Annotated in this window: 18 protein-coding genes; 5 read left to right on the top strand and 13 right to left on the bottom strand. The window is 43.2% G+C overall.

Annotated features, from left to right (window positions below; genetic code table 11):
- Positions 1-6 precede the first annotated feature (6 nt).
- From FDK13_RS28890 to FDK13_RS28860, 7 genes are all read right to left on the bottom strand, one after another.
- Positions 7-888: a carbohydrate kinase family protein gene (locus FDK13_RS28890; RefSeq protein WP_137343494.1), complete on the bottom strand. Its 882-nt coding sequence runs from the start codon at positions 886-888 to the stop codon at positions 7-9.
- Between the two features lie 14 nt (positions 889-902).
- A complete protein-coding gene (locus FDK13_RS28885) occupies positions 903-2225 on the bottom strand; it encodes a sugar porter family MFS transporter (RefSeq protein ID WP_137343493.1) in 1323 nt (440 codons plus the stop codon).
- A 256-nt stretch (positions 2226-2481) separates the two neighbouring features.
- Positions 2482-5226 carry a substrate-binding domain-containing protein gene (locus FDK13_RS28880; RefSeq protein ID WP_137343492.1) on the bottom strand — a complete coding sequence of 915 codons (2745 nt, stop codon included), beginning with the start codon at positions 5224-5226 and terminating at the stop codon, positions 2482-2484.
- Positions 5227-5364: 138 nt separating this feature from the next.
- Positions 5365-5571 (bottom strand): hypothetical protein, encoded by a 207-nt coding sequence (locus FDK13_RS28875; protein WP_137343491.1) that lies wholly within the window; start codon positions 5569-5571, stop codon positions 5365-5367.
- 16 nt (positions 5572-5587) lie between these two features.
- Positions 5588-6688 (bottom strand): Gfo/Idh/MocA family protein, encoded by a 1101-nt coding sequence (locus tag FDK13_RS28870; RefSeq protein ID WP_220417452.1) that lies wholly within the window; start codon positions 6686-6688, stop codon positions 5588-5590.
- Between the two features lie 37 nt (positions 6689-6725).
- On the bottom strand, positions 6726-7184 hold the full coding sequence (locus FDK13_RS28865) for a nuclear transport factor 2 family protein (protein WP_170982942.1): 459 nt from the start codon (positions 7182-7184) through the stop codon (positions 6726-6728).
- A 16-nt stretch (positions 7185-7200) separates the two neighbouring features.
- Entirely contained in the window at positions 7201-8160 is a 960-nt protein-coding gene (locus tag FDK13_RS28860; RefSeq protein WP_137343489.1) for an NADP-dependent oxidoreductase, read from the bottom strand.
- Between the two features lie 116 nt (positions 8161-8276).
- Here FDK13_RS28860 and FDK13_RS28855 point away from each other — a divergent pair, with 116 nt between their 5' ends.
- From FDK13_RS28855 to FDK13_RS36250, 3 genes are all read left to right on the top strand, one after another.
- Complete coding sequence (locus tag FDK13_RS28855) at positions 8277-8642, top strand: winged helix-turn-helix transcriptional regulator (RefSeq protein ID WP_137343488.1); 366 nt, start codon at positions 8277-8279, stop codon at positions 8640-8642.
- Between the two features lie 344 nt (positions 8643-8986).
- A complete protein-coding gene (locus tag FDK13_RS36255) occupies positions 8987-9442 on the top strand; it encodes an SDR family NAD(P)-dependent oxidoreductase (protein WP_229216261.1) in 456 nt (151 codons plus the stop codon).
- Positions 9439-9606: a hypothetical protein gene (locus FDK13_RS36250; protein ID WP_229216260.1), complete on the top strand. Its 168-nt coding sequence runs from the start codon at positions 9439-9441 to the stop codon at positions 9604-9606. The genes FDK13_RS36255 and FDK13_RS36250 overlap by 4 nt, the downstream gene beginning before the upstream one ends.
- A 370-nt stretch (positions 9607-9976) precedes the next feature.
- Here the strand turns inward: FDK13_RS36250 and FDK13_RS28845 are convergent, their stop codons facing one another.
- The 6 genes from FDK13_RS28845 to FDK13_RS28820 form a co-directional block, all read right to left on the bottom strand.
- Complete coding sequence (locus FDK13_RS28845) at positions 9977-10258, bottom strand: serine hydrolase (protein ID WP_137343487.1); 282 nt, start codon at positions 10256-10258, stop codon at positions 9977-9979.
- Positions 10259-10486 (bottom strand): hypothetical protein, encoded by a 228-nt coding sequence (locus tag FDK13_RS28840; RefSeq protein WP_137343486.1) that lies wholly within the window; start codon positions 10484-10486, stop codon positions 10259-10261.
- A 150-nt stretch (positions 10487-10636) separates the two neighbouring features.
- A complete protein-coding gene (locus FDK13_RS28835) occupies positions 10637-13318 on the bottom strand; it encodes an FtsX-like permease family protein (RefSeq protein WP_137343485.1) in 2682 nt (893 codons plus the stop codon).
- A complete protein-coding gene (locus FDK13_RS28830; protein ID WP_137343484.1) occupies positions 13315-13653 on the bottom strand; it encodes a PadR family transcriptional regulator in 339 nt (112 codons plus the stop codon). The genes FDK13_RS28835 and FDK13_RS28830 overlap by 4 nt, the downstream gene beginning before the upstream one ends.
- A gap of 788 nt (positions 13654-14441) precedes the next feature.
- Positions 14442-15119 (bottom strand): response regulator transcription factor, encoded by a 678-nt coding sequence (locus tag FDK13_RS28825; protein ID WP_137343483.1) that lies wholly within the window; start codon positions 15117-15119, stop codon positions 14442-14444.
- A 3-nt stretch (positions 15120-15122) separates the two neighbouring features.
- Entirely contained in the window at positions 15123-16598 is a 1476-nt protein-coding gene (locus tag FDK13_RS28820; RefSeq protein ID WP_137343482.1) for a sensor histidine kinase, read from the bottom strand.
- A gap of 136 nt (positions 16599-16734) precedes the next feature.
- On the opposite strand from FDK13_RS28820, the gene FDK13_RS28815 reads away from it, so the two are divergent.
- Positions 16735-17520, top strand: coding sequence for a GLPGLI family protein (locus tag FDK13_RS28815; protein ID WP_137343481.1), 786 nt, complete (start codon positions 16735-16737; stop codon positions 17518-17520).
- A 51-nt stretch (positions 17521-17571) separates the two neighbouring features.
- On the top strand, positions 17572-20337 hold the full coding sequence (locus tag FDK13_RS28810) for a TonB-dependent receptor (protein WP_137343480.1): 2766 nt from the start codon (positions 17572-17574) through the stop codon (positions 20335-20337).
- Positions 20338-20348 lie beyond the last annotated feature (11 nt).

The following is a 20348-nucleotide window of genomic DNA, read 5'->3' as shown; positions in this document are numbered from 1 at the left end:
AATCGATTAGTTATTAAGGAATTTTTCAAGTTCAAGATCCGAGATCGAAGGCGTGGCACCCTGATAAGTAGCTACCAGTGCACCCACGGCACAGGCATTTTTCAGTGCCAGCGAAACAGGAGAGCCGGCCAGAATGTGTTTGAGCAGCATGGCCAGAAATGAATCTCCGCTGCCGATCGTATCCTGCACTTCCACTTGGTATCCGCCCTGCGTTGTGAAACCATTTTCGTCAAGTACTATCGCTCCATTAGCACCCAGCGTCAGACATATCATTTGGAGCTTGAATTTGTCAACCAGAAATTTCATCTGTGTCTGAGGATCCGGAAGGATTCCGTACCAACCGGCTACGATGGCCAGTTCGTGTTCATTGACTTTTACGATGTCCGCTTTCGATAGTAAATATTCTATCGTTGGACGGTCATAGTGCGGAGGACGTAGATTCACATCGAATACTTTCAGCGGTGCTTTGTCCAGCAAATGATACAAGGTGTCCTTGGTCTGCTGATTTCTAACGGCTAAACTACCGTATAAAAAAACATCTGATTTGGCAACCACTTCGTCTAGTCGTGGATCAGGCTGAACATAATCCCAGGCAACGGGCTGGACAATTTTGTAAGCAACTTCTGTTTTATCAGTAAGGTTTACTTTTACAATACCAGTCAAATGCGTTTCTCCGATCTGCACAAATTCTGTTGACAATCCTTTCCGGTTAAGATAATCGGTCAGTTCTACACCAAGATCGTCAGTTCCTACGCGGCTGATGAAGATCGGATTCAGGCCAAAGTTTTTTAAATGAATCGCTACATTCATGGGCGCTCCTCCGGGCTGTTTACCGGATGGAAGCATATCCCACAACATTTCTCCAAAAATTACAATAGAAGGTGTCATATTAACGGGTTGGATTAGTGTAAAACCATTGTTTTTTCGAGCCGCTCCAAAGAGGTTCCTTTTGTTTCCGGCATTACGCGCCAGACGAAAATCAGCTGTAAAACCATCATGATCGCAAAGAACGAGAAGGTGATACCGCCGCCTAGAAATTCTGATATGATTGGAAATGAGAAGGCGACCACTGCGGCCATAAACCAGTGCGTAAAACTTCCCAGCGCCTGGCCGTTTGCGCGTACTTCATTGGGGAAAATTTCCGAGATAAATACCCAGATCACAGCGCCTTGTGAAAAAGCGAAGAAGGCAATGTATACAAAAAGGAAAACAGGTACGCCAGAAAAGTCCTGAATAAAAAATGCTCTTGCAACAAGGCTTAGTGTCACAATGAGTCCGACAGAGCCGATCAGCATCAGGGTCCTTCTTCCGAACCGGTCTATAAAATTGATTGCCAATAGTGTAAATGCAAAGTTGACCAGACCGATGCCCGCAGAGGAAAGAAACGCGGATTTGGTTCCAAGTCCTGTCATTTCAAAAATGCGGGGACTGTAATAAATAATTGCATTAATGCCCGATACCTGGTTGAAGATTGCAAACATTACGGCCAGTCCGACCGGTGATTTGTATTTGGCTGAGAATAATTTCGCCTTGGGCTGGCTTTGCGTATCTGCTGTGCTTTTTAAAATGTCAGAAAGCGTTTCCCGGCTTGCTCCCGGATCGATCAATTCCAGTATCTGCCGCGCTTCGTCCAATTTGCCTTTTTTCATAACCAGCCAGCGCGGGCTTTCCGGTACGTAAAGGATGGCTAAAAGGAAAATCAGCGAAGGAATTGCCTGTATACCCAGCATCCACCGCCAGGCGTGTTCTCCTATATCCTGCATAAAATAATTTGAAAAGTAGGCGATCAGAATACCGAAAACTACATTGAACTGGAACAGGCCCACCATCTTTCCACGTGAACGGGCGGGTGAAATTTCAGATATGTACAAAGGTGCAGCCACCGAGGAAGCGCCAACGCCAAGACCTCCCATAAATCTGAACAGAAGAAACAAATACCAGTCATTGGACAAAGCTGAACCCAGAGATGATACCAGGTATAATACAGCGATCCAGAATAAAGTTTTTTTCCGGCCCAGCCTGTCCGCCGGAATGCCGCCGAGCATCGCCCCGACGACTGTGCCAATCAGGGCAATGGATACAGTGAAGCCATGCTCAACGGCTGTGAGCTTCCATAGGATCTGGATCGCTTTTTCTGCTCCTGAGATCACCGCCGTGTCGAATCCAAAGAGGAAACCTCCCAGTGCCACAACGATTGACCAAACCAATACTTTGCTATTTTTCATTCGTAGTTCTGATTTTTTTATCAAAACTACTTTATGAAGACGCTATGAATAACTAAATAATATCTCAAAAAAGTTAAACTTTGATACAGTGTAACCTTTTTTGGTATACGTATCAAAATCAGCATTTTATAATAAATTCAAGGAAAAATTGCAGCGCAGTTATTTCAATTTTGATACACCGGATTTCAAAAATGATACATGATGCGTTGTTTCATTTTTAAAAATGGTACAATGCATGGAAAGGATGAAACAAAACTTAAAGAGTTCGGGCATTTTTATATTCCAGAGGCGTCTGGTTATACTTGGCTTTGAAGGCCGTCGAGAAGTAAGTAGGCGAAGAGAACCCAACGCTGTATGCAATATCAGCTACGGTCAGATCATTTCGCCTGAGTAAAAAACGCGCTTTATTCAAACGTATCTGCTGGATATATTCATTCACACTGAAACCCAGAAGCGCCTTTACTTTTCTGTAAAGCTGAACACGTGACATGCCCATATCCTTGGCAATATCCTCCACATTCAGATCAGAGTTCCCGTAGTGCTCTTCAATGTAAGCGGTAAATTCTGTGACAAATTTCTTATCGAGTTTATTTGGATTGTTTGCTGATGTCGTCTCAATCGGCAGCTCACTGGTATAGTGTTCGCGGAGTATGGAGCGGTTGCGGAGAAGCGTTTTTATAGTTTCCTCAACAAATTTCAGATTGAATGGTTTTGTAATATAAGCATCGACACCGGTCTGAATTCCTTCAATTTGCTGCTCTGCTGTATTTTTGGCAGTGAGTAAAATAATTGGAATATGCGAGGTGCGGAAATCCGATTTTAGCACGGATGCCACATGCAATCCATCTTTTCCTGGTAACATAATATCACAAACAATCAGATCAGGGATCTGGTCAAAAGCAAATTCCAGTCCTTCTTCTCCATTACTTGATTTGATAATCAGATAATTGTCTTGCAGTTTTTGTTCAACCAGGCGGATCAGATCGTCGTTGTCTTCAATCAGCAGTATGGTCTGTTCATGATGTACAGCCGATTTTGTGTCTGGTGTTTCTGTCATTTTTTCCTCCGGTATTTCCATACTCCTGACAAGCGATATTTCATCGGTCGGCTCGTTCCATATCTCATTTTCTTCAAAATGCTCCTTTCCAAGCGGAAGTTCAATGGTGAATTTTGTCTCTTTCCCATGCTCACTTTCTACCGAAATTCTTCCATGATGCAGGTTTATGAGTTCTTTTGAAAGCGCTAATCCTAAACCGGTACCCAGCGTCTTATAACTTCCTTCACCCTGATAAAAGATTTCAAAAGCATGCTGGACCTCTGATTTGGTCATGCCATGACCATTATCTTCAATCGTAATTTTGACGCTGCATCCGCTAACCGACTTCACGTAAATGTATATACGTCCTTTATCCTGCGTAAATTTAAAGGCATTGGAGAGCAGGTTGAATATTACTTTATCCAGCATATTGACGTCAAACCAAACTGCAATCTGTGGCTCGGAAGTGATCAGACGAAAATCAATTTTTCTTTTGACGGCCATTTTTTCAAACGAGGCCATAATGTCTTTTAAAAACCCGACAAGATTTTGCTCACTGGCCCTGATCATCATTTTATGACCTTCGATTTTACGAAAATCCATAAGCTGGTTGACAAGACGAAGCAACCGGAAAGCGTTTTTCCTGATCAGGTTCAGTTCCTGTTTAACCAGGGAATCTTTGATTTTTCCATTGTCCAGTAAATCCTCAACAGGTGCTAAAATCAAGGTCAGGGGCGTGCGAAACTCGTGAGAAATGTTGGTGAAAAATTTCAGTTTGGCTTCATGTTCAACGGTAGCTTTTTCAGCCATTTGCGAGATCTGATCTTTTTGATCCGAAATTTCATGATTCTGTTTTTCAAGCCTTTTGTTGATTTTTCTATTTTCCCTCAGCGAGTAAAAGGATAATGCTCCAAAAAGCAACGCCAGTGCCAGCGTGATGGAAATCGCATAAATGATGATGGATTGATTCTCTGAAATAGCTCTTTGCTCCTCTATTTTACGCTGTCTTCTTTCAATATCTTCCTGCTGGGCCATCACTTTCTGGTTTTGAAGCTTCATGATCCTGACGTTTGAAGAATCGATAAGCGTACTTTGCAGACGATTTTCCCGCTTGAATGGTTGTTTTCCTAAAATATTAATAGCAGTACGAATAGATTCTTCTCCGCCTGTCGGGTAAATAATTGTCGCATTCAGAATATCTCTGTCAACCAGATCAATCCCTTCATTTTTACCGTTTAAACCATCAACGCCGATAATTTTGATACGTTTTTGCAGACCCAGTTTTTTGCAAATTTCAAAAGCACTGATTGCACGCCGATCGTTTTGACAGTAAATGAAATCAATCAGACGATCACTTTTTAATAGCGCCGTCAGATCATTTTCAAATGAATATTTATCCCAGTCGCCGTCAAGTTTAGCTACCAGGCGAATTCCGGGAAAGCGGCTGATAGCTTCAACAAATCCTTTATGACGGTCAATGTCGGCAGAAGATCCGGGCAGCTCGCTTATTTCTACAACATTACCTTTTCCTTTAAGTACCGTATTGGCATAAATCCCGGCTGTTCTGCCCACTTCAATATTCTCAGCACCCACATAAGCGGTATACTGATCCGACATGGTCCGCCGGTCAACGATGATCACAGGAATTCCTATTTGATACGCTTTTTCAACAATGGGCGTAATCCTTTGGGCTTCATTGGGTGAGACAATCAGCAGATCTACTTTTTGATCCATCAACTGCTGTATCTGATCAATTTGTTTCAGGCTTTGCCCGGCTGCATCTTTCATCACGAAGTCAATTTCAGGATGAAAAGACAATTCGCGGTGCATATTTTCCAACATTGTTTTGCGCCAGTTGTCTCCGCCCGTACATTGAGAAAACCCGATGGTGAACTGTTTTGGTTGTTCCCGGGAACAGCCAAATGATATAAGTAAAATAAATAGTATTAACGCAGCAGATTTCAATTTTTTATTGTATTTATTCTAAATGTTGCAAGGGCTAAAAGTATTACATTTTATCGATCGAATCAAATGAAGGCTTAACTATTAAAGTAACGACATTTTTTGAAAGAGACGGTTATCCGGTTGGGTGTAAAATCAGTTTTAATGTCGGGGTCCGCCAAATGATTGTAAAGATTCCCTTTGCTCATGCAGGTAAATCGACATCTCACGCGGAGTTGGATCTTGCGGGAATCCACGTAAGTCGAAAAGTCTGCCGCTGCTGATCAATGTCACCCTGAGTTTGGTGAATTGATTCCAGCGGTCAAGCCCTCCATAAGCCTCGACGATATTGTTAATTAAATTGCCCATCGTCGAGACAATTAATTTAAAAATTCTGGCGGTTCCCGCTTTCAGCTGCAAGTTCAATCGCGGCGATCATGCGATGCCTTAAAACCGCGTCATCGAAGGATGCACTTAACCGGGTTCCTACTGTCAGATCTTTATGTAACCATTGATATTGATAAGCCATATTCAATGCTGCAGGATAAAGCCCATCCGCCTCTACGGTCAGGTATTGCCCAGGCACTTCCAAAACTTCCAGCCCGGTTTGTTCACCGTTGCTACCTTTGATCGTAAGTGGAAATATAGCTGGGTGACCGCCATCAGCAGTAATGATCAGGTCGCCTTCGGTTCCGTTGATCTCCCATTGGAAATTAGTTCCCCGTAACATTCCTCCGCGATAATGAATGGATGCCACAGCTCCGCTTGTCAAGACGCCATTCACAGCAATCTGGTCATAGGCCGTCATCGGTATCTGTTCCCCGCTTTCAACCAGGGTGGTGGTCTTACGACGATTAATCGCAGTTGCGCCAATCGTTTTAAATTCGCCTAATGTGTCACATAACACGTCCACTGCGTGTCCGAATGTGGCATAGATCATGCCTGCCCCATTCTTAGCATCAACCGCATAAGCCATAGCCTGCTCAGTAAGAGCCCCATAAATTATACCTGAACCTGTCAGGGTGGTAGAAAGGACTTCACCAACATAACCACTCTTGATCAGGTCTTTAACATACCGGATCGCCGGAACCGCGCGGGATTGTAAGCCGATAACCGTAAGAATGCCATTTTTGTCAGCGAGATCGTTTAATTCCAGTGTTTCAGCAAATCCATTTCCTAACGGCCATTCGCAATAGATGTGTTTACCGGCATTAATGGCAGCCTCAACCAGTTCCCTGTGTTCAGGTACTTTCACGGTGACCAATACAAGATCTACATCCGGCGAATTGATCAGGTCGAGATTATTATGAAAGACCTGGGGGATATTATAAGCATCTGCCGCTGCCGTTGCCTTTTCAGGGTTGCGGTTACTGATGGCAACAATTTCAAAGTCGGGCAATGCCTTTAGTGCAGGGATATGAGCAATAGAGGCCCAGCCTCTTTCAGCACTTACGCCAATGATGCCGACGCGTATTTTTGAGTTCATTTTTTTAATATTTAAATGGTTAAGAATCTAATTATAATTAATTTGTGATGTCCAATTTAAGCCGGTCGAGAATAAAGGAACTGATCTGCCAACCCTTATCGCTTTTTTTTAGTGTCTGGTGATAAATTCCGAACCCGTGCATGGCACGGTAGGGTGCACCCGCTGTGCCTTCCGGAAAAATGATCTGGTCCTCCAATGCCCAGATCGCACTTGCCTCGGTTTCAGACAAAACCGTTATTTCTGGCTGGTTCACGTAGTGTATCGTTACGGCACTTTGCAACATCGGGGCGGTCAGGTCCAGCATTTCTTTCCGGCTGTAGAACTGAAATATGATATTTCCGGCAGTATCTTTAAAAGTCAGCTGAACATCTTCGGTCAGCAGTTCTCCAAATGCAGTCCATTGTTTGGTATCCAGAAAACGGCAATAACGTGCCAAGGGTTTTTTAATGTTTTCCGTCTCTTGAAGCGCTTTGATAGTGGTTTCCTGATCTGCCATAAGTTTTTGATATTGTTTAGTCAAAGGTGATAACGAGCTTACCCTGCACATGATCAGATTCCTGCTCCAGATGTGCGAGGCCAATATCCTCCAACGCAAATCGCTTGGCGATATGAGAACGGATCTGACCTTTTTCAAGCAGGGCAGCAATTTCTTTCATGTCTTCACCACTGGAAGTGACCGCGTTATAATAAGCCAGGATTCCCCGTTCGGCAGCTCTGGTTTCCCATGGTGTACCGGCAACACCAGACCAAAGACTGATCAGTTTACCCCCCGGTTTAACAACTTCGATGGTCCTTGCAATATGATCTTCCCGGAGTGCTTCTAATACAAAGTCTACCGGCTGTAAAACTTCTTCAAACTTTTGCGAACGATAATCTATAAATTCATCCGCACCAAGACTCAGAACAAAATCTTTTTTCGATTCCGAGGCCAGCACTATAACATAAGCACCGAAATATTTGGCGATCTGAATGGCAAAATGCCCGACACCGCCGCCTGCGGCAGTAATAAATATCCGGTCACCCGGTTTAATACCTGCTTTGCTTAATGGCTGCCAGGCGGTTAGGGCTGCCAGCGTTGCTGCCACTGCTTCGGCATGTGATATATTCAATGGCTTTAACGCGAGATCACCAGCAGGTGCCGCGACAAACTCCGCGTAGCCTTTTCCATGTCCGGCCCTGTCATGCCCCGGATACTTAATAGTACCAAATACGCCATCGCCTTCACTGATACCCGTTACTACAGTCCCTACAGAAACTACAATACCCGAGATATCCCAGCCCATGATCCTTGGCCTTTCGCCTGCAAATACATAATCAAGCGCATCAAGTTTGCGGATATAAGTATCTGCAGGATTTATGCTGATCGCTTTTACTCGGATAAGTACTTCATTTTCCGTAAATTCCGGCATTGGCAGGTCAGTTAAAACCAGGTTTTCAATGCCGCCATGTGCGATTAATTCTATTGCTTTCATGTGCTGTTTAAATAATTCTGTACAAACGTAAACCATTGCTATATTTGTGGCAAGTATGTACTTTTTAGTATGGTACCTACCAAAAAGTACGTTTAACTGTATATTAGTCTGTTATCATGAAAAAAAAAGACAATAATTCTGATGATTTTCAAGTATGTCCTATAGATTACGGATTTAAGCGAATCGGTGGCAAGTATAAAGCCCGCATTTTGTGGTACCTCAAGAAGGATACTGTATTGCGCTATGGCGAACTGAGCCGCGCGCTGCCTGACATTACAACCAAAATGCTTACCCAGACCCTGAAAGAGCTTGAAAATGATAAACTGGTACACAGGGAGATGTTTTACCAGGTGCCGCCTCGGGTGGATTATTCATTAACGTGTACGGGTGAAGAGTTGATCCCATTCATCGACCATGTGAGAGAATGGAGCTTACGCGAGATGGAGAAAGAAAAAGATCTACTGGCGGTCGGAAGTCGCTAAGGCGGTGGCTTGCTTTCAAAATAAATTTAAACAGTTACCTGATGGTCTTTAGCGACCAGTCCAACTTTTGCCGCTCATTTAAAAAGCTGAACGGTACAGCGCCTTATCAATATTGGACTTATAGGTATTGCTGCCGGGTTGCCGGGTGATGAGTAATCGGAAACTTCTTTTTAAAATACCTTCCGGATTCTTAATATGTGTTAATCATTCCGTGTTTTGTGCTAACCCTCCGGATGGTGCCCGGACACCATTGTTATTAAAATTTAACAAAGAAAATATAGCAAAAATATTCTTCATTACCGGCGCTTCACGCGGTTTCGGTAATAATCTGGGCTACAGCACTTTTGGAACGTGGCCACAAGGTAGCTGCAACAGCAAGAAAACCGGAAGATCTGGACGAACCGGTAGCAGCTTATGGTGACGCGGTATTACCTGTAAAGTTGGATATAGACAGTCGGGCGGATAGTTTCGCGGCGGTAAAAAAAGCATATGATCATTTCGGCCGGATCGATGTTCTGATCAATAATGCAGGTTTCGCCGTTTTCGGCGCAATTGAAGAAACAAGCGAAGAACTGGCACGTGCGCAGATAGAAACCAATTTCTTCGGCCTGCTATGGGTAACACAGGCTGTGCTCGCTATATTTCGTGCGCAAAAAAGCGGGTATATTATCCAGGTTTCCAGTACGCTGGGCTTAGCCAGCTTGCCGGTACTCGGATTGTACAACGCTTCCAGATATGCAGTTAACGGCCTGAGTGAAACACTGGCCACCGAAGTGAAACTATTTTGGGCATCAATGTGAGTATCTTTGAACCTAACGCATTCTCAACCGACTGGGCGGGTGCTTCTGCCTTCCACGCGGAACCGATTGAAGCTTATGAGCCGGTCAGAAAAGCATTTGTTGAGCCGCGCCCCCGGACATATTCGGTAAACCGGAGGCGACCATTGCAGCGATACTTCAGCTGATCGATAGCGAAAACCCACCTTTACATTTCTTATTGGGTAATATAGCTTATCCTTTTGTGCAACAGGCTCATACAGCTAAACAAGCGAAATTTGACCAATGGAAAGAAGTTTCTGCGGATGCCCAGGGGTTTTGATGATGATTAATGGTGTTGACTGATCAGAAGGCCACTCGCGAGAGTGGCTTTTCTGTTTTCAACTTCTTTGAATAAATACTTTTAAAATATATCGGTGCTCATGCATTTCGGTTTCGTTATTCTTCACCACGATTATAAAGGGCTAATAAAAAAAATGATCAGTTGAAATCTTATTTCACCTGATCATTGGATCATTTTACATTCAAAAAGCTACTTTTTTGTTGGTTCTACAAAGGCTATAATAGTACTAACTTTTCCATCTTTAAATACAAATAAGTATAGCCAGGTTTTTCGGCCAGGCCAGAAAGCCACATTCGTAGCCTGGAAACATGGGAGATCAAATGAAAAAGTTTAACGGGCTGTCCCTGGTATTCCAAGTTTGGATATTCACCGTCAAGATACTTGCGCACATCATCATCCAGCTTTACCTTGTTTTCTATGGCCGCTTTTGCTAATAGTAATACGGCAAATGTTTTACTAATTGAGCCTATGCCAAATATGGAATGCGTGTTAGGCAATTAATTTACATCTTTACAGACAGAGCCATCATTATAGGTATAAATGCGACCATCACGGTACAAGCCGACGAAAATGCCTACCGCTGTTTTAGATTGTATAAAGACCTTAGCTTCCTGCGCGATGCGCAGCGTTATGCTGTCTTTGGATGTTAGAGAATTTGCTGCGGTTTGCGCGTTTACCAATTGCATCGAAAAAATACAAATAATGAGCAATGTTATTTTTCTCATGTTAGTAATTATGAAATTTGGTGCGTTACAATAGTATATTAAGGTCAGTTCGTCATACTGCAAGCCTTAATCTCATTTGGCACCGCTGACCAATAGTTCAGGATATTGTCTGCGGATGAATTTCGTCCCGAGTTATGTCAATTGATTGACTTATTCATTTCTCAGGCTTTTGACCGGATCCAGCCAAGCAGCGCGGATTGCCTGATAGCTAACTGTCAGAAGTGTAACACATAAAGCACCCGCGCCCGACAAGACAAATATCCACGGGGAAATTTCAGTCCGGTAAGTATATTTTTGTAGCCATTCATCCATAAAATAATAGGTAAAAGGTGTAGCGATCAAGCAGGATACAATTACCATGATCACAAAATCCTTTGATAAAAGCCGCCACAGATTGGTAACCGAAGCACCCAAGACTTTCCGTATGCCAATTTCCTTAGTTCGCTGCTCGGCCACAAAAGCCGAAAGGCCAAACAGGCCAAGTGCACTGATAAAAATGGCCAGGGCCGAAAAGAAAACGGCCAGATTACCTACACGCTCTTCAGCAATGAATTTCGAAGCATACACATCATCCACAAATGAATAGTCAAAGGGAGCTGACGGGATCAGACTTTTGAATACACTTTCTATTTTTGGAAGGGCCGCGGCTATGCCAACCTGCGGGTCGATCCTGATGGAAATATAGCCTGGCCTGTCTGCCAGATAAAAAATGGTAGGTTTGACATTTTCAAAAGGAGAGTTCATCACCAGATCTCTGACTACACCCAGAATCCTAAAATCCTTATTGATATTTTCACCTGAATTATTCCATTTAACCGTTTCGCCGACAGGATTTTTCAGCCCCATGTATTTCGCAGCTGCTTCATTGATTATAAATCCCGAGGAATCCGACGCAAAAGACCGAAAAAAGTCCCTGCCCTCAGTGAACTGCAAACCAATCGTTTTGCCATATTCATAAGAAATACCTACCATGACAAAATCCTGGTTGTCAGACGGATTTTTACCCTTCCATTCAAAACCTGCGCTGTTGGACCAGGCTCCCGTAACAGCACCGGATGACTTGGCAACCTGTGATACTACTCCAGAATTCTTCAGTTCCGAAGCCAGTATTTCATAGCGCTCTTGAAAATCGGACGTTCCCATTCTGATCTGCATCAAACCTTGCCTGGTGTAACCAACAGGCCGTTTTTTCGCAAAACCGATCTGCTTGTATACGATAATCGTTCCAATAATCAGGGCCATGGAAGCTGTGAACTGAAATACAACCAGGACTTTTCTGGGAACGGCAGTCACAGATCCGATACGGAGTCTGAGAACTGATGCACTACCCTTCAATACTTTGATAGGATTGAATGACGACAGATATAGCGCCGGATAGCTGCCTGCCAGAATACCGGTGATCGCTGTGAATGCAAGGCACATAAGCAAGAACCAAATGTTTGTAAAAGGTATTGAGATCGTCTTGTCTGCAACACTGTTGAACCAAGGTAATATTCCAAGTACCAGCAAAATTCCAAGCAGGAAGGATACGCCGGCAGTGAGCAATGATTCACAAAAAAATTGGTTAATCAATTGGCTGCGTAACGAGCCAACAGCTTTTCTTATGCCCACTTCTTTGGCCCGTTTCTCCGACCGCGCCGTACTCAGGTTCATAAAATTGATGCATGCGATCAGCAGCACAAAAATACCAGTCAGGCCATAAAACCAAACAAATTTGAGCGATTCGCTTGTTACAATGACACGGTTTTCAAAGTTGGAATACAAATGCCACCTGTCCATCGGATGCACAAAAAGTTCAGGTCTGTAAAGCGCTTTTTCCTTACTGATGTACCGCCGTTCGAGATCCTTGATACGTAAAGAAATCTCAGAGAAGGAGGCCCTTGGGGTGTGGCCGTTTTCTGCAAGTTGAACAAATATATGAAATGAATTGTCGTTCCAGTTGCCCAGATCGCCTTTGACCCAATCCCTGGTAGAAACCATTAATTCCCAAGGCAACAAAAAAGTCAGATTCTTAAAAGTAGAGTTATTGGGCAAATCCTCGTAAACACCTGTAACCCGAACCTTCGATTTGTTGTCAATGGTCAGAATTTTATCGATGGGATCTGTATTACCGAACAATTTCTTTGCCAGAGTCGCTGCCAGTAAAATACTATTTTGATCAATAAGTCCGGCGCGTGTGCCGCCGCGCATGTTAAGGGTCAAAAGATCGGGAGCAGCTGCCTCCATATAACTGCCCGTTTGGGTAAATTTCTTATCATCGGAAGAAATGATGTGGTTTTCGCTTCCGCTTGATAAAACAACATATTTAAAATCATCCGGAAAAGAAGATTTCAACTCCCCGGCCAGCGGTATAGGAAGATAATCATAGGTTCCGTTTCGCTCCGAACCATTGTGTATCATTACCTGACCAATCTTTTTATAATTTTGATGGTATCTGTTAAATGAAATTTCATCAAAGACCCAAAGGCCTATCAATATGGCCACAGCCATTCCAATAGCCAATCCTCCAATGTTTATTGCAGAATATCCTTTGTTTCTGGAAAGGCTGCGGAAAGCGATTTTAAAATAGTTACGGATCATATCATGACTGAATAAAGAAGATGTTGAAAAATCTGAATGATTTCTTTTGATATATCTGGGTTTCAGAAATCCGAGCACTTCAAACCAATAAAGCCAGCGTGCTTTCCGTTCACCGGCGTATCTGGCCTGCCGGATAAACTCTTCATAAAGGTCCCCCTCGATGACTTCGACCAAATCTGGCGCACAAAACCATCTCAAAAAACGAACGCCCCATTCCGGAGGACTTATGGCCTTATGCCCTTGTTGCTTCATAAATTGATGCCCAGTTTGAAAGGGTTTGCCAATCTTTCCCAGAAACTAAGCCGTACCTGCTGAATTTCCTGTAATGATCTTTGTCCATGCGCAGTTACCAAAAAGAGGCGTTTTCGTTTTCCCCCACGTTCTGCCGTTGGCTCTCCCAGGGTTGATTTTACCATTCCTTTTTCTTCCAGGCGCTGTAAGGCAGAATGCACCTGGTTCAGCCGAAGCTCGCGTCCGGTCTGCTTAGCAATATCATGCATCAGACTGACACCGTAAGCCTGGCCTCCCAATACCGCAACAGCTAATAATACAATTTCTTCAAACTCTCCCAGATACGTTCGTTTCATGTTTTCAATTATATCTGTCTTTGCTGATAAAATAGCTTGCCAGGCAAATCTAAATACCACAAATCATTATAAATAAGCAATTTAAAACCATTAATCGTACAACAGGTGTCCGAAAACGGACACCTGTTGTACGATTAATGAACGAAAGTTATGTGTAAACCATATTAACTCGTTACCTCCGTAAGACATAGAAAACAACAAAACGCTTTCAAGACCTGTTAATAAGGGAGAATTCCTTTCGACAAAGTCGTCCGGCCGGAATGTCAGGAAAATGATGCAAAAGATTTGGCATTATTACAAATCTTCCACCAAGTTTCGGTCATCTACTCGTTACAAAACTACATTTGTTGAACAAACAAAAAATAATTTTAAATGGGAAGTTGAAATTGCACAAAAACCAGAATCAGTCCAAAGGATTTGTCCCTCAAAAGAATCGCTGGCAGCGGGGCCGCTCGGCGGTTGAAAGGTCATTTGGATGGCTCAATCGCCCGGCGACCCAGTTTAAAAGCCGGTTGTTCAGAGATGTTTCCATTAAGAGATTATTTTAATTGGCAAGCTTTCGGCCGACGGATGGCCTAAAATATATTTTCAGGTATTGCCAGGCTTTCCAATTAGCCACAATATCTGATATTATTCCATTAAATAACCAGATATTCACAATTTAGCAAAATTATCCCGCGTATTTTTTGGAGAGATAGCACGTCTTACTCCATGACGATTTTGAGCAAGTATTGCGCATCGTATTAGTGGATTAACGATCAGTCGCGACAAAGGAGAATCTGAGCGTTTTAAACAATCAGTTTATAACCTATTCCTCGGATATTGACAATCTGAATCGTAGAATCTCCACGCAGATAGCGGCGTAGTTTTGTGATAAATACATCCAGGCTTCGCCCATTGAAGAAAGAATCGTCGCCCCACAATTCCAACAAAACATCGTTTCGTCCCAACACCTGATTTCTTTGCTCATATAATCTCCGTAGCAGTTCAGCTTCGCGGTGTGATAAGAACATTTCCTGCTCATCGAGCACCAGTTTTTGTTTTGCCGGATCAAACAGATAACGCCCGATCGTCAATAATTTGCCGAGAGATGAATAAGCTGTTGCTTTCGGACGAAGCAGTGCCTGGATACGTACGATAAGCTCATCGAGGCTAAATGGTTTTTTGAGGTAATCGTTTCCGCCGAGTTCAAAACCATGAACGACATCGGCTGTTTGGGAACGCGCTGTCAGAAAAATAATCGGAACATAGGGCTGACTTTTGTGAATCTGTTCTGCCATGGTAAAACCATCCATTTCCGGCATCATAACATCCGTGACAACAATATCCGGTCGTTTTTCAAAAAATAAAGCAAGGCCTTCCACGCCGTCACATGCATAGATCACAGTGAACCCGCGCACAGTCAGACTATCCTTAACGATCATGCCCAAAGCAGGCTCGTCTTCAACCAGTAAAACAGTGGCCATAGGCTAAAACTTTAAAATAAATGTACTCCCTTTTTCTGGTTCGCTAAATACTGCAACGCTGCCTCCGTGGCCTTGCATAACTTGCCGGACATAAGCAAGCCCCAAACCGAAGCCCTTAACTTTATGCAAATTTCCGGTTGGCACCCGAAAAAACCGGTCAAAAATAGCAGAATGATAGCTTTTAGGAATACCGATACCATTATCAGACACGGTCAATTGCCATCCATCCGGCTCACTGCGGTATTCGATTGCAATGGTGACTTTATCGTATGAATAATTAATAGCATTCTCTATCAGATTGCTGAGTATATTGCCAAAATGAACTTTGTCCACACTCACCACAGTTTTCGCTGGTACACCTATTTTAAATTCAACCTGTTTTGTTGTATTGAGCTTATGATTGCTTAGCACTTCGCTGATCAATTCGGCGGGGTAAACTGGTTCTCGGTTCAGCTTCAATTCGTGATTTTCATGAACTGCCAGATTTAGTACTTTTTCGACCATATCTGATAACCTTTGCAAATTGGTCTCTGAAATCATCAGATAGGTCTGTGTTTTCTGAGCATCAGTTAAAACACCAAAATTCAAAAGCGCATCCACCGCCGCTGAAACAGTAGCGATCGGAGTTTTGAGTTCATGGGTCATGTTATTGATAAAATCGTTCTTTATTTCAGAGATCTTTTTCTGTTTCAGAATCGTATTAAGCATAAAAACAAAACATCCCGTCGTCAGAATTAAAAGAAAAACAGAGGCAGCAAGTAACCACGCCATCCTTTGCAGCACATAAAAAGACGGATTGAGAAATGTTGCCTGTACAAATACATTGTTTACTGGATTTACCGGAACCGGCAAAGTCTGTAATTTCCCATCAGCACCGGACTTCATATTTCTGTTATCAAAAACCAGAATATCATCTCCCGACTTTTCGGGTGTAATCCTCAAAGTATCAAGTGTAAAAGTAGCTTCCACGGATCTCCTTTTTAGTTCGAAACGATATGCAGTGTCAATTTTGGCAAGGTTGGTACTGCCATTTTCCGACCAATCCATAAGCAATAACTTCGAAATTCTGTTTGCCATTGTATCAGGCGGTTCGACTGTAATTTTTTCTGTGCGGGAGTCATCTCCAAAATTGTAGATGATCTTTTTGCCAATTGCCGTTTTTCTATCCCCGGACATCTTCACAGAATCACTACGTCTGTCAAAAATGATCCTGCTCCCCTCATTACCCGTAACGTGGTATTTTCTTATATAAATCCGGTTTTGATTGAGATTGCGCTTCCCCAATTCTCTGCTAACCACCCCTTTCGCATGAGCAATCTGCCGCCCTTCCAGAACCTGAAACAAGGCATCCTGGACCGTTTGCTCGAACCGCTGACGATTCAACAAATAGTTCGTCCAAAGCCAATAACCCTGAAAAGCATTAATGGCGACGATGCAGGCGGTCATCAACCAGAATATATATTTTATACGTCGGTTCATTTTACAAAACTACATTACCGAATTCCATTTCCCGCAGGTTTAACACTGTTTAACACTAAATAGCAGTACGTTACAAAACATCGCCTGACCTTTGAAGCGTCAATTAAAACAGTATCAAACAAAAAACGAATGTGTTATGAAATTACAAATTATCTTAGCTGCATCCCTGCAATTTGCAGCTGTTTGTGCAGCTTTCGGGCAACAATCCGGGCAAATAACGTATGAAATTGTACGTAAAATTGATCCGTCGGGTATGCGCATCATGGTCAATGGGGAACAGGTAAAACCTGGTGACCCCAATTTCCCCTCCGACGCACCCGACACGCGTACTTTCGGACAGAAGGTTTTGTTTACAGAAAAATTTGTAAAGGAAAATCGTGATGAACAAAATACAATGATCAGGACATTGGTCCAGGACCCCGGCATGGACAGAGCACCGCAAACACCAAACATGGGAAGACCGTTTGAAGAACAGATATTCGTTGACCTTACGGCTTCAAAACTTATTACGCTATTGACAGTCGGAAAAGAAGAACAGACAAAAATATACAAAAGCGAGTCCCCGTTGAAGCGAGCAGAAGGCTGGCAGCTGACAGATCAAACCCGTAAAATTGCCGGATATACATGCCGCAAGGCCACTTTATTTTTTAGAAAAGAAAGCTGTTCTGTTTGGTTTACCACTGAGCTGCCATTAAATTATTCGCCCATTCATGAGCTCACACCTGAAAAAGGCGTGGTATTACTGATCGAAAGCAGCAGAGAACAGGTTCGGGCCACAAAAGTAAACTTATCCGCAATCAAAGAAAAGGATGTAGAGCCGCCTACGCAAGCACAAACGACAACACCTCAACAACTTGCCGATATCAGAGAAAAGGCCATGGCCGACTTCCGTCAGCAATTAATGATCCAGGAGCGCAACTAACAGCCATTGCATCTCACTATTCGCCAAAACTGCATTCTTATTTCTGTAATAATGAAAACTCTATTTCTGTCACTTTTAATAATAATCAGCCTTTGCGTAAAAACATCCGCACAAAAATCCGGGCTTTCTGGTAAACTTGTGGATTCCACCAGCGGGAAACCGCTTCGGATGGCATCTGTTTCACTGCTTACCGGCGCTGATTCTTCCTATGTCCAATCAACCATTACCAACGGCGACGGGCAGTTTCTGTTGAAAAATATCCGGTCTGGAAGTTTCAGGGTTTTAATTACGTTTATAGGTTATCGGAATATTTCCCGACCGGTTGTTGTGGTTGAAAATGCGCAAGTGGATATCGGAACAATTCGTATGACCGAACAAACCAACACGCTTAATGAAGTGGTCATTAAGCAGGAAAGGGCTCCGATAACAGTAAAACAGGATACAGTGGAATTTAATGCGGGATCATTTAAAACACAACCTAATGCGCAAGTAGAAGAATTATTAAGTAAACTACCAGGCATGGAAGTAAGCAGGGACGGCAGTATCAAATCCAACGGGCAGCCGGTAGTGAAGGTACTGGTGGACGGGAAGCCTTTTTTTGGAAACGACCCCAAAATGGCCACAAGGAATCTGCCGGCCGATATCGTTGACAAGGTGCAGGTGTATGACCAGTCTTCCGACCAATCGCAGTTTTCAGGTATGGATGACGGCAACCGTGAACGAACAATAAATATTACCATCAAAAAAGACAAAGGAAAAGGGTATTTCGGGCAAAATGCCGCGGGAGCTGGCAGGAGCGCCGACGGCAGTGCCACCCGTTATCTGGGCAAATTGAATGTAAACCGGTTCAACAATAGAAACAACGGGCCGGGTCAGCAAATTTCTCTGATCGGTCAGGCCAATAACCTGAATCAGCAGAATTTCACCCTTGGCGATCTACCGACACCTGGCGGCGGGCCCGCTGGGGCCGTTACCTCTGGCAGCAGTAATAACTCCCCGACCAATATCATCGAAATAAAAGCGGCCGGCCTTAATTATCGCAATGAGGGATCGAGATTAAAATGGGGAAAACGTCCTGAAATGGCGGCAAGTTATTTTGTAAATCAAGCCGTCACCACTACCGATCAGCAAAGCAGACGGGAAAACATTCTGCCCAAAAATGCTTTTATTACGGATCAAAATAATTACTCAAAAAACAACCAAACGACCCACCGGTTCAACGGCCGTTTTGATATACCCCTTGATTCTATGACCAGCATTCGGTTTACACCCAACCTCTCCTGGCAAACTTCGGCCTATTCCGGTAAAATAAATAGCCGGTCTTATCGTATGACGGGAGATTCCATTAATTCGGGAAACACAAAAACCGGTTCAACGGCTAATAACTTAACCGGCTATAACAACATCCTGCTTATGAGAAAGTTTCAACGGGAAGGACGCTCCCTTTCACTAAATATAAATTCTCAGTTGTCAAACGGAGAAACCGATATTCTAAATCAATCAACCAATACGCTTTACGATTCATCAACTGTGAATCCGGCAAATGTTAACTGGCTGGATCAACTAAGCGACCAGGACAGTCATTCTTTTCAGAATACCGCCAAGCTTTCATTTACTGAACTTTTATCGCTTTCAAAAAAGTTGGGATTCACCTATACTCTTTCAAAAAATCGGAATCGGAGCAATCGGTTCGCATTTGATTTCAATGAACTTACCGGCTTATATGATCAGGAAAATCAGGCATTAAGCAATCGCTCATCAAGTTCTTTTAACACACATCAGCTGGGCACGGTGTTTCAAACAAACAGATTGCGGTATAGCTACACAATCGGTTTTGATGTGCAGCGGTCGGAACTGGATGTAAATAATCTGTCTGCGTCTTCAAAAGCCAATAAGTATTATACTCACCTGCTTCCCAACGCGCTTTTTAGCTTTACGTTTCCCGGCAGCAAAACGCTGAAACTACAATACAGATCACGACTGACAGCGCCATCCATCAGCCAGTTACAGCCGGTAGCGGACAATACTAACCCACTGAATATCCGTATTGGCAATACTTCCCTTAGGCCGGAATACTATAATTCGGTCAATTTAACTTTCAATGAATCTTCAGTATCAGGCAGTAAAAGCATCTTTTTTTATACCAATCTTAATCAAAGTGAAAACCGCATTAATTCGTCTGCCAGCATCAGTAGTGAAGGAATTCAGACAACAAAACCGGTCAATACAAAGGGATATCTGGCAGTAAGCAGTTTTTTATCCATCGGCCGTAAGATCCACCCACCGAACCTGACGCTAAATCTAATGACCAATGGAAGTTTTACAAAAAGTGCCAGTCTGGTTAATGACCGCAGCAATATTTCTAAAAACATAGTTCTCGGACAAGGAATCCGACTGCAATCAGCCTACAACGGCAGATTTGACTATGGTGCACAGGCGATAATCAGCTATCAAACAGCCACCTACACGCTTCTTTCTCAACAAAATACAGCGTTTTGGTCACAGTATGCAACAGCTGATTTGCATTGGCGCCTGCCGTTGAATTTTGTCTTGACCAGCGAGCTCACCTACAATGCAACATCGGGAAGGTCCGCAGGATACAATCAAAAATTCACATTATGGAATTCCGCTTTGTCATGGCAATTCCAAAAAACCAAGCAGGCCGAGATCCGTTTACAGGCTTTTGATTTATTCAACCAAAACCGAAGTCTTGTCCGCAATACGGGTGATTCTTACATTGAAGATGTTCACAGTCAGGTGCTGAAACGATACTTTTTGATAAGTTTTGTCTATAATCTGAGAAAGTTTGGTGTTTAATATTTCACTGT

Origin of the sequence: Dyadobacter frigoris (genome assembly GCF_005280585.1) — a bacterium.
Taxonomy (GTDB): Bacteria; Bacteroidota; Bacteroidia; order Cytophagales; family Spirosomataceae; genus Dyadobacter; species Dyadobacter frigoris.
The sequence above is the reverse complement of the archived record's forward strand: the minus strand, read 5'-3'. Positions and strand labels throughout refer to the sequence as shown.

Excerpts from the sequence above, each read along its gene's own strand:
- FDK13_RS28865 (WP_170982942.1), bottom strand. The coding sequence starts at position 7,184 with ATGGCAGATCAGGAAACCACTATCAAAGCGCTTCAAGAGACGGAAAAC.
- FDK13_RS28855 (WP_137343488.1), top strand. The coding sequence starts at position 8,277 with ATGAAAAAAAAAGACAATAATTCTGATGATTTTCAAGTATGTCCTATA.
- FDK13_RS28875 (WP_137343491.1), bottom strand. The coding sequence starts at position 5,571 with ATGGGCAATTTAATTAACAATATCGTCGAGGCTTATGGAGGGCTTGAC.
- FDK13_RS28820 (WP_137343482.1), bottom strand. The coding sequence starts at position 16,598 with ATGAACCGACGTATAAAATATATATTCTGGTTGATGACCGCCTGCATC.
- FDK13_RS28830 (WP_137343484.1), bottom strand. The coding sequence starts at position 13,653 with ATGAAACGAACGTATCTGGGAGAGTTTGAAGAAATTGTATTATTAGCT.
- FDK13_RS28825 (WP_137343483.1), bottom strand. The coding sequence starts at position 15,119 with ATGGCCACTGTTTTACTGGTTGAAGACGAGCCTGCTTTGGGCATGATC.
- FDK13_RS28890 (WP_137343494.1), bottom strand. The coding sequence starts at position 888 with ATGACACCTTCTATTGTAATTTTTGGAGAAATGTTGTGGGATATGCTT.
- FDK13_RS28840 (WP_137343486.1), bottom strand. The coding sequence starts at position 10,486 with ATGAGAAAAATAACATTGCTCATTATTTGTATTTTTTCGATGCAATTG.
- FDK13_RS28885 (WP_137343493.1), bottom strand. The coding sequence starts at position 2,225 with ATGAAAAATAGCAAAGTATTGGTTTGGTCAATCGTTGTGGCACTGGGA.
- FDK13_RS28835 (WP_137343485.1), bottom strand. The coding sequence starts at position 13,318 with ATGAAGCAACAAGGGCATAAGGCCATAAGTCCTCCGGAATGGGGCGTT.
- FDK13_RS28870 (WP_220417452.1), bottom strand. The coding sequence starts at position 6,688 with ATGAACTCAAAAATACGCGTCGGCATCATTGGCGTAAGTGCTGAAAGA.
- FDK13_RS28815 (WP_137343481.1), top strand. The coding sequence starts at position 16,735 with ATGAAATTACAAATTATCTTAGCTGCATCCCTGCAATTTGCAGCTGTT.
- FDK13_RS28810 (WP_137343480.1), top strand. The coding sequence starts at position 17,572 with ATGAAAACTCTATTTCTGTCACTTTTAATAATAATCAGCCTTTGCGTA.
- FDK13_RS28860 (WP_137343489.1), bottom strand. The coding sequence starts at position 8,160 with ATGAAAGCAATAGAATTAATCGCACATGGCGGCATTGAAAACCTGGTT.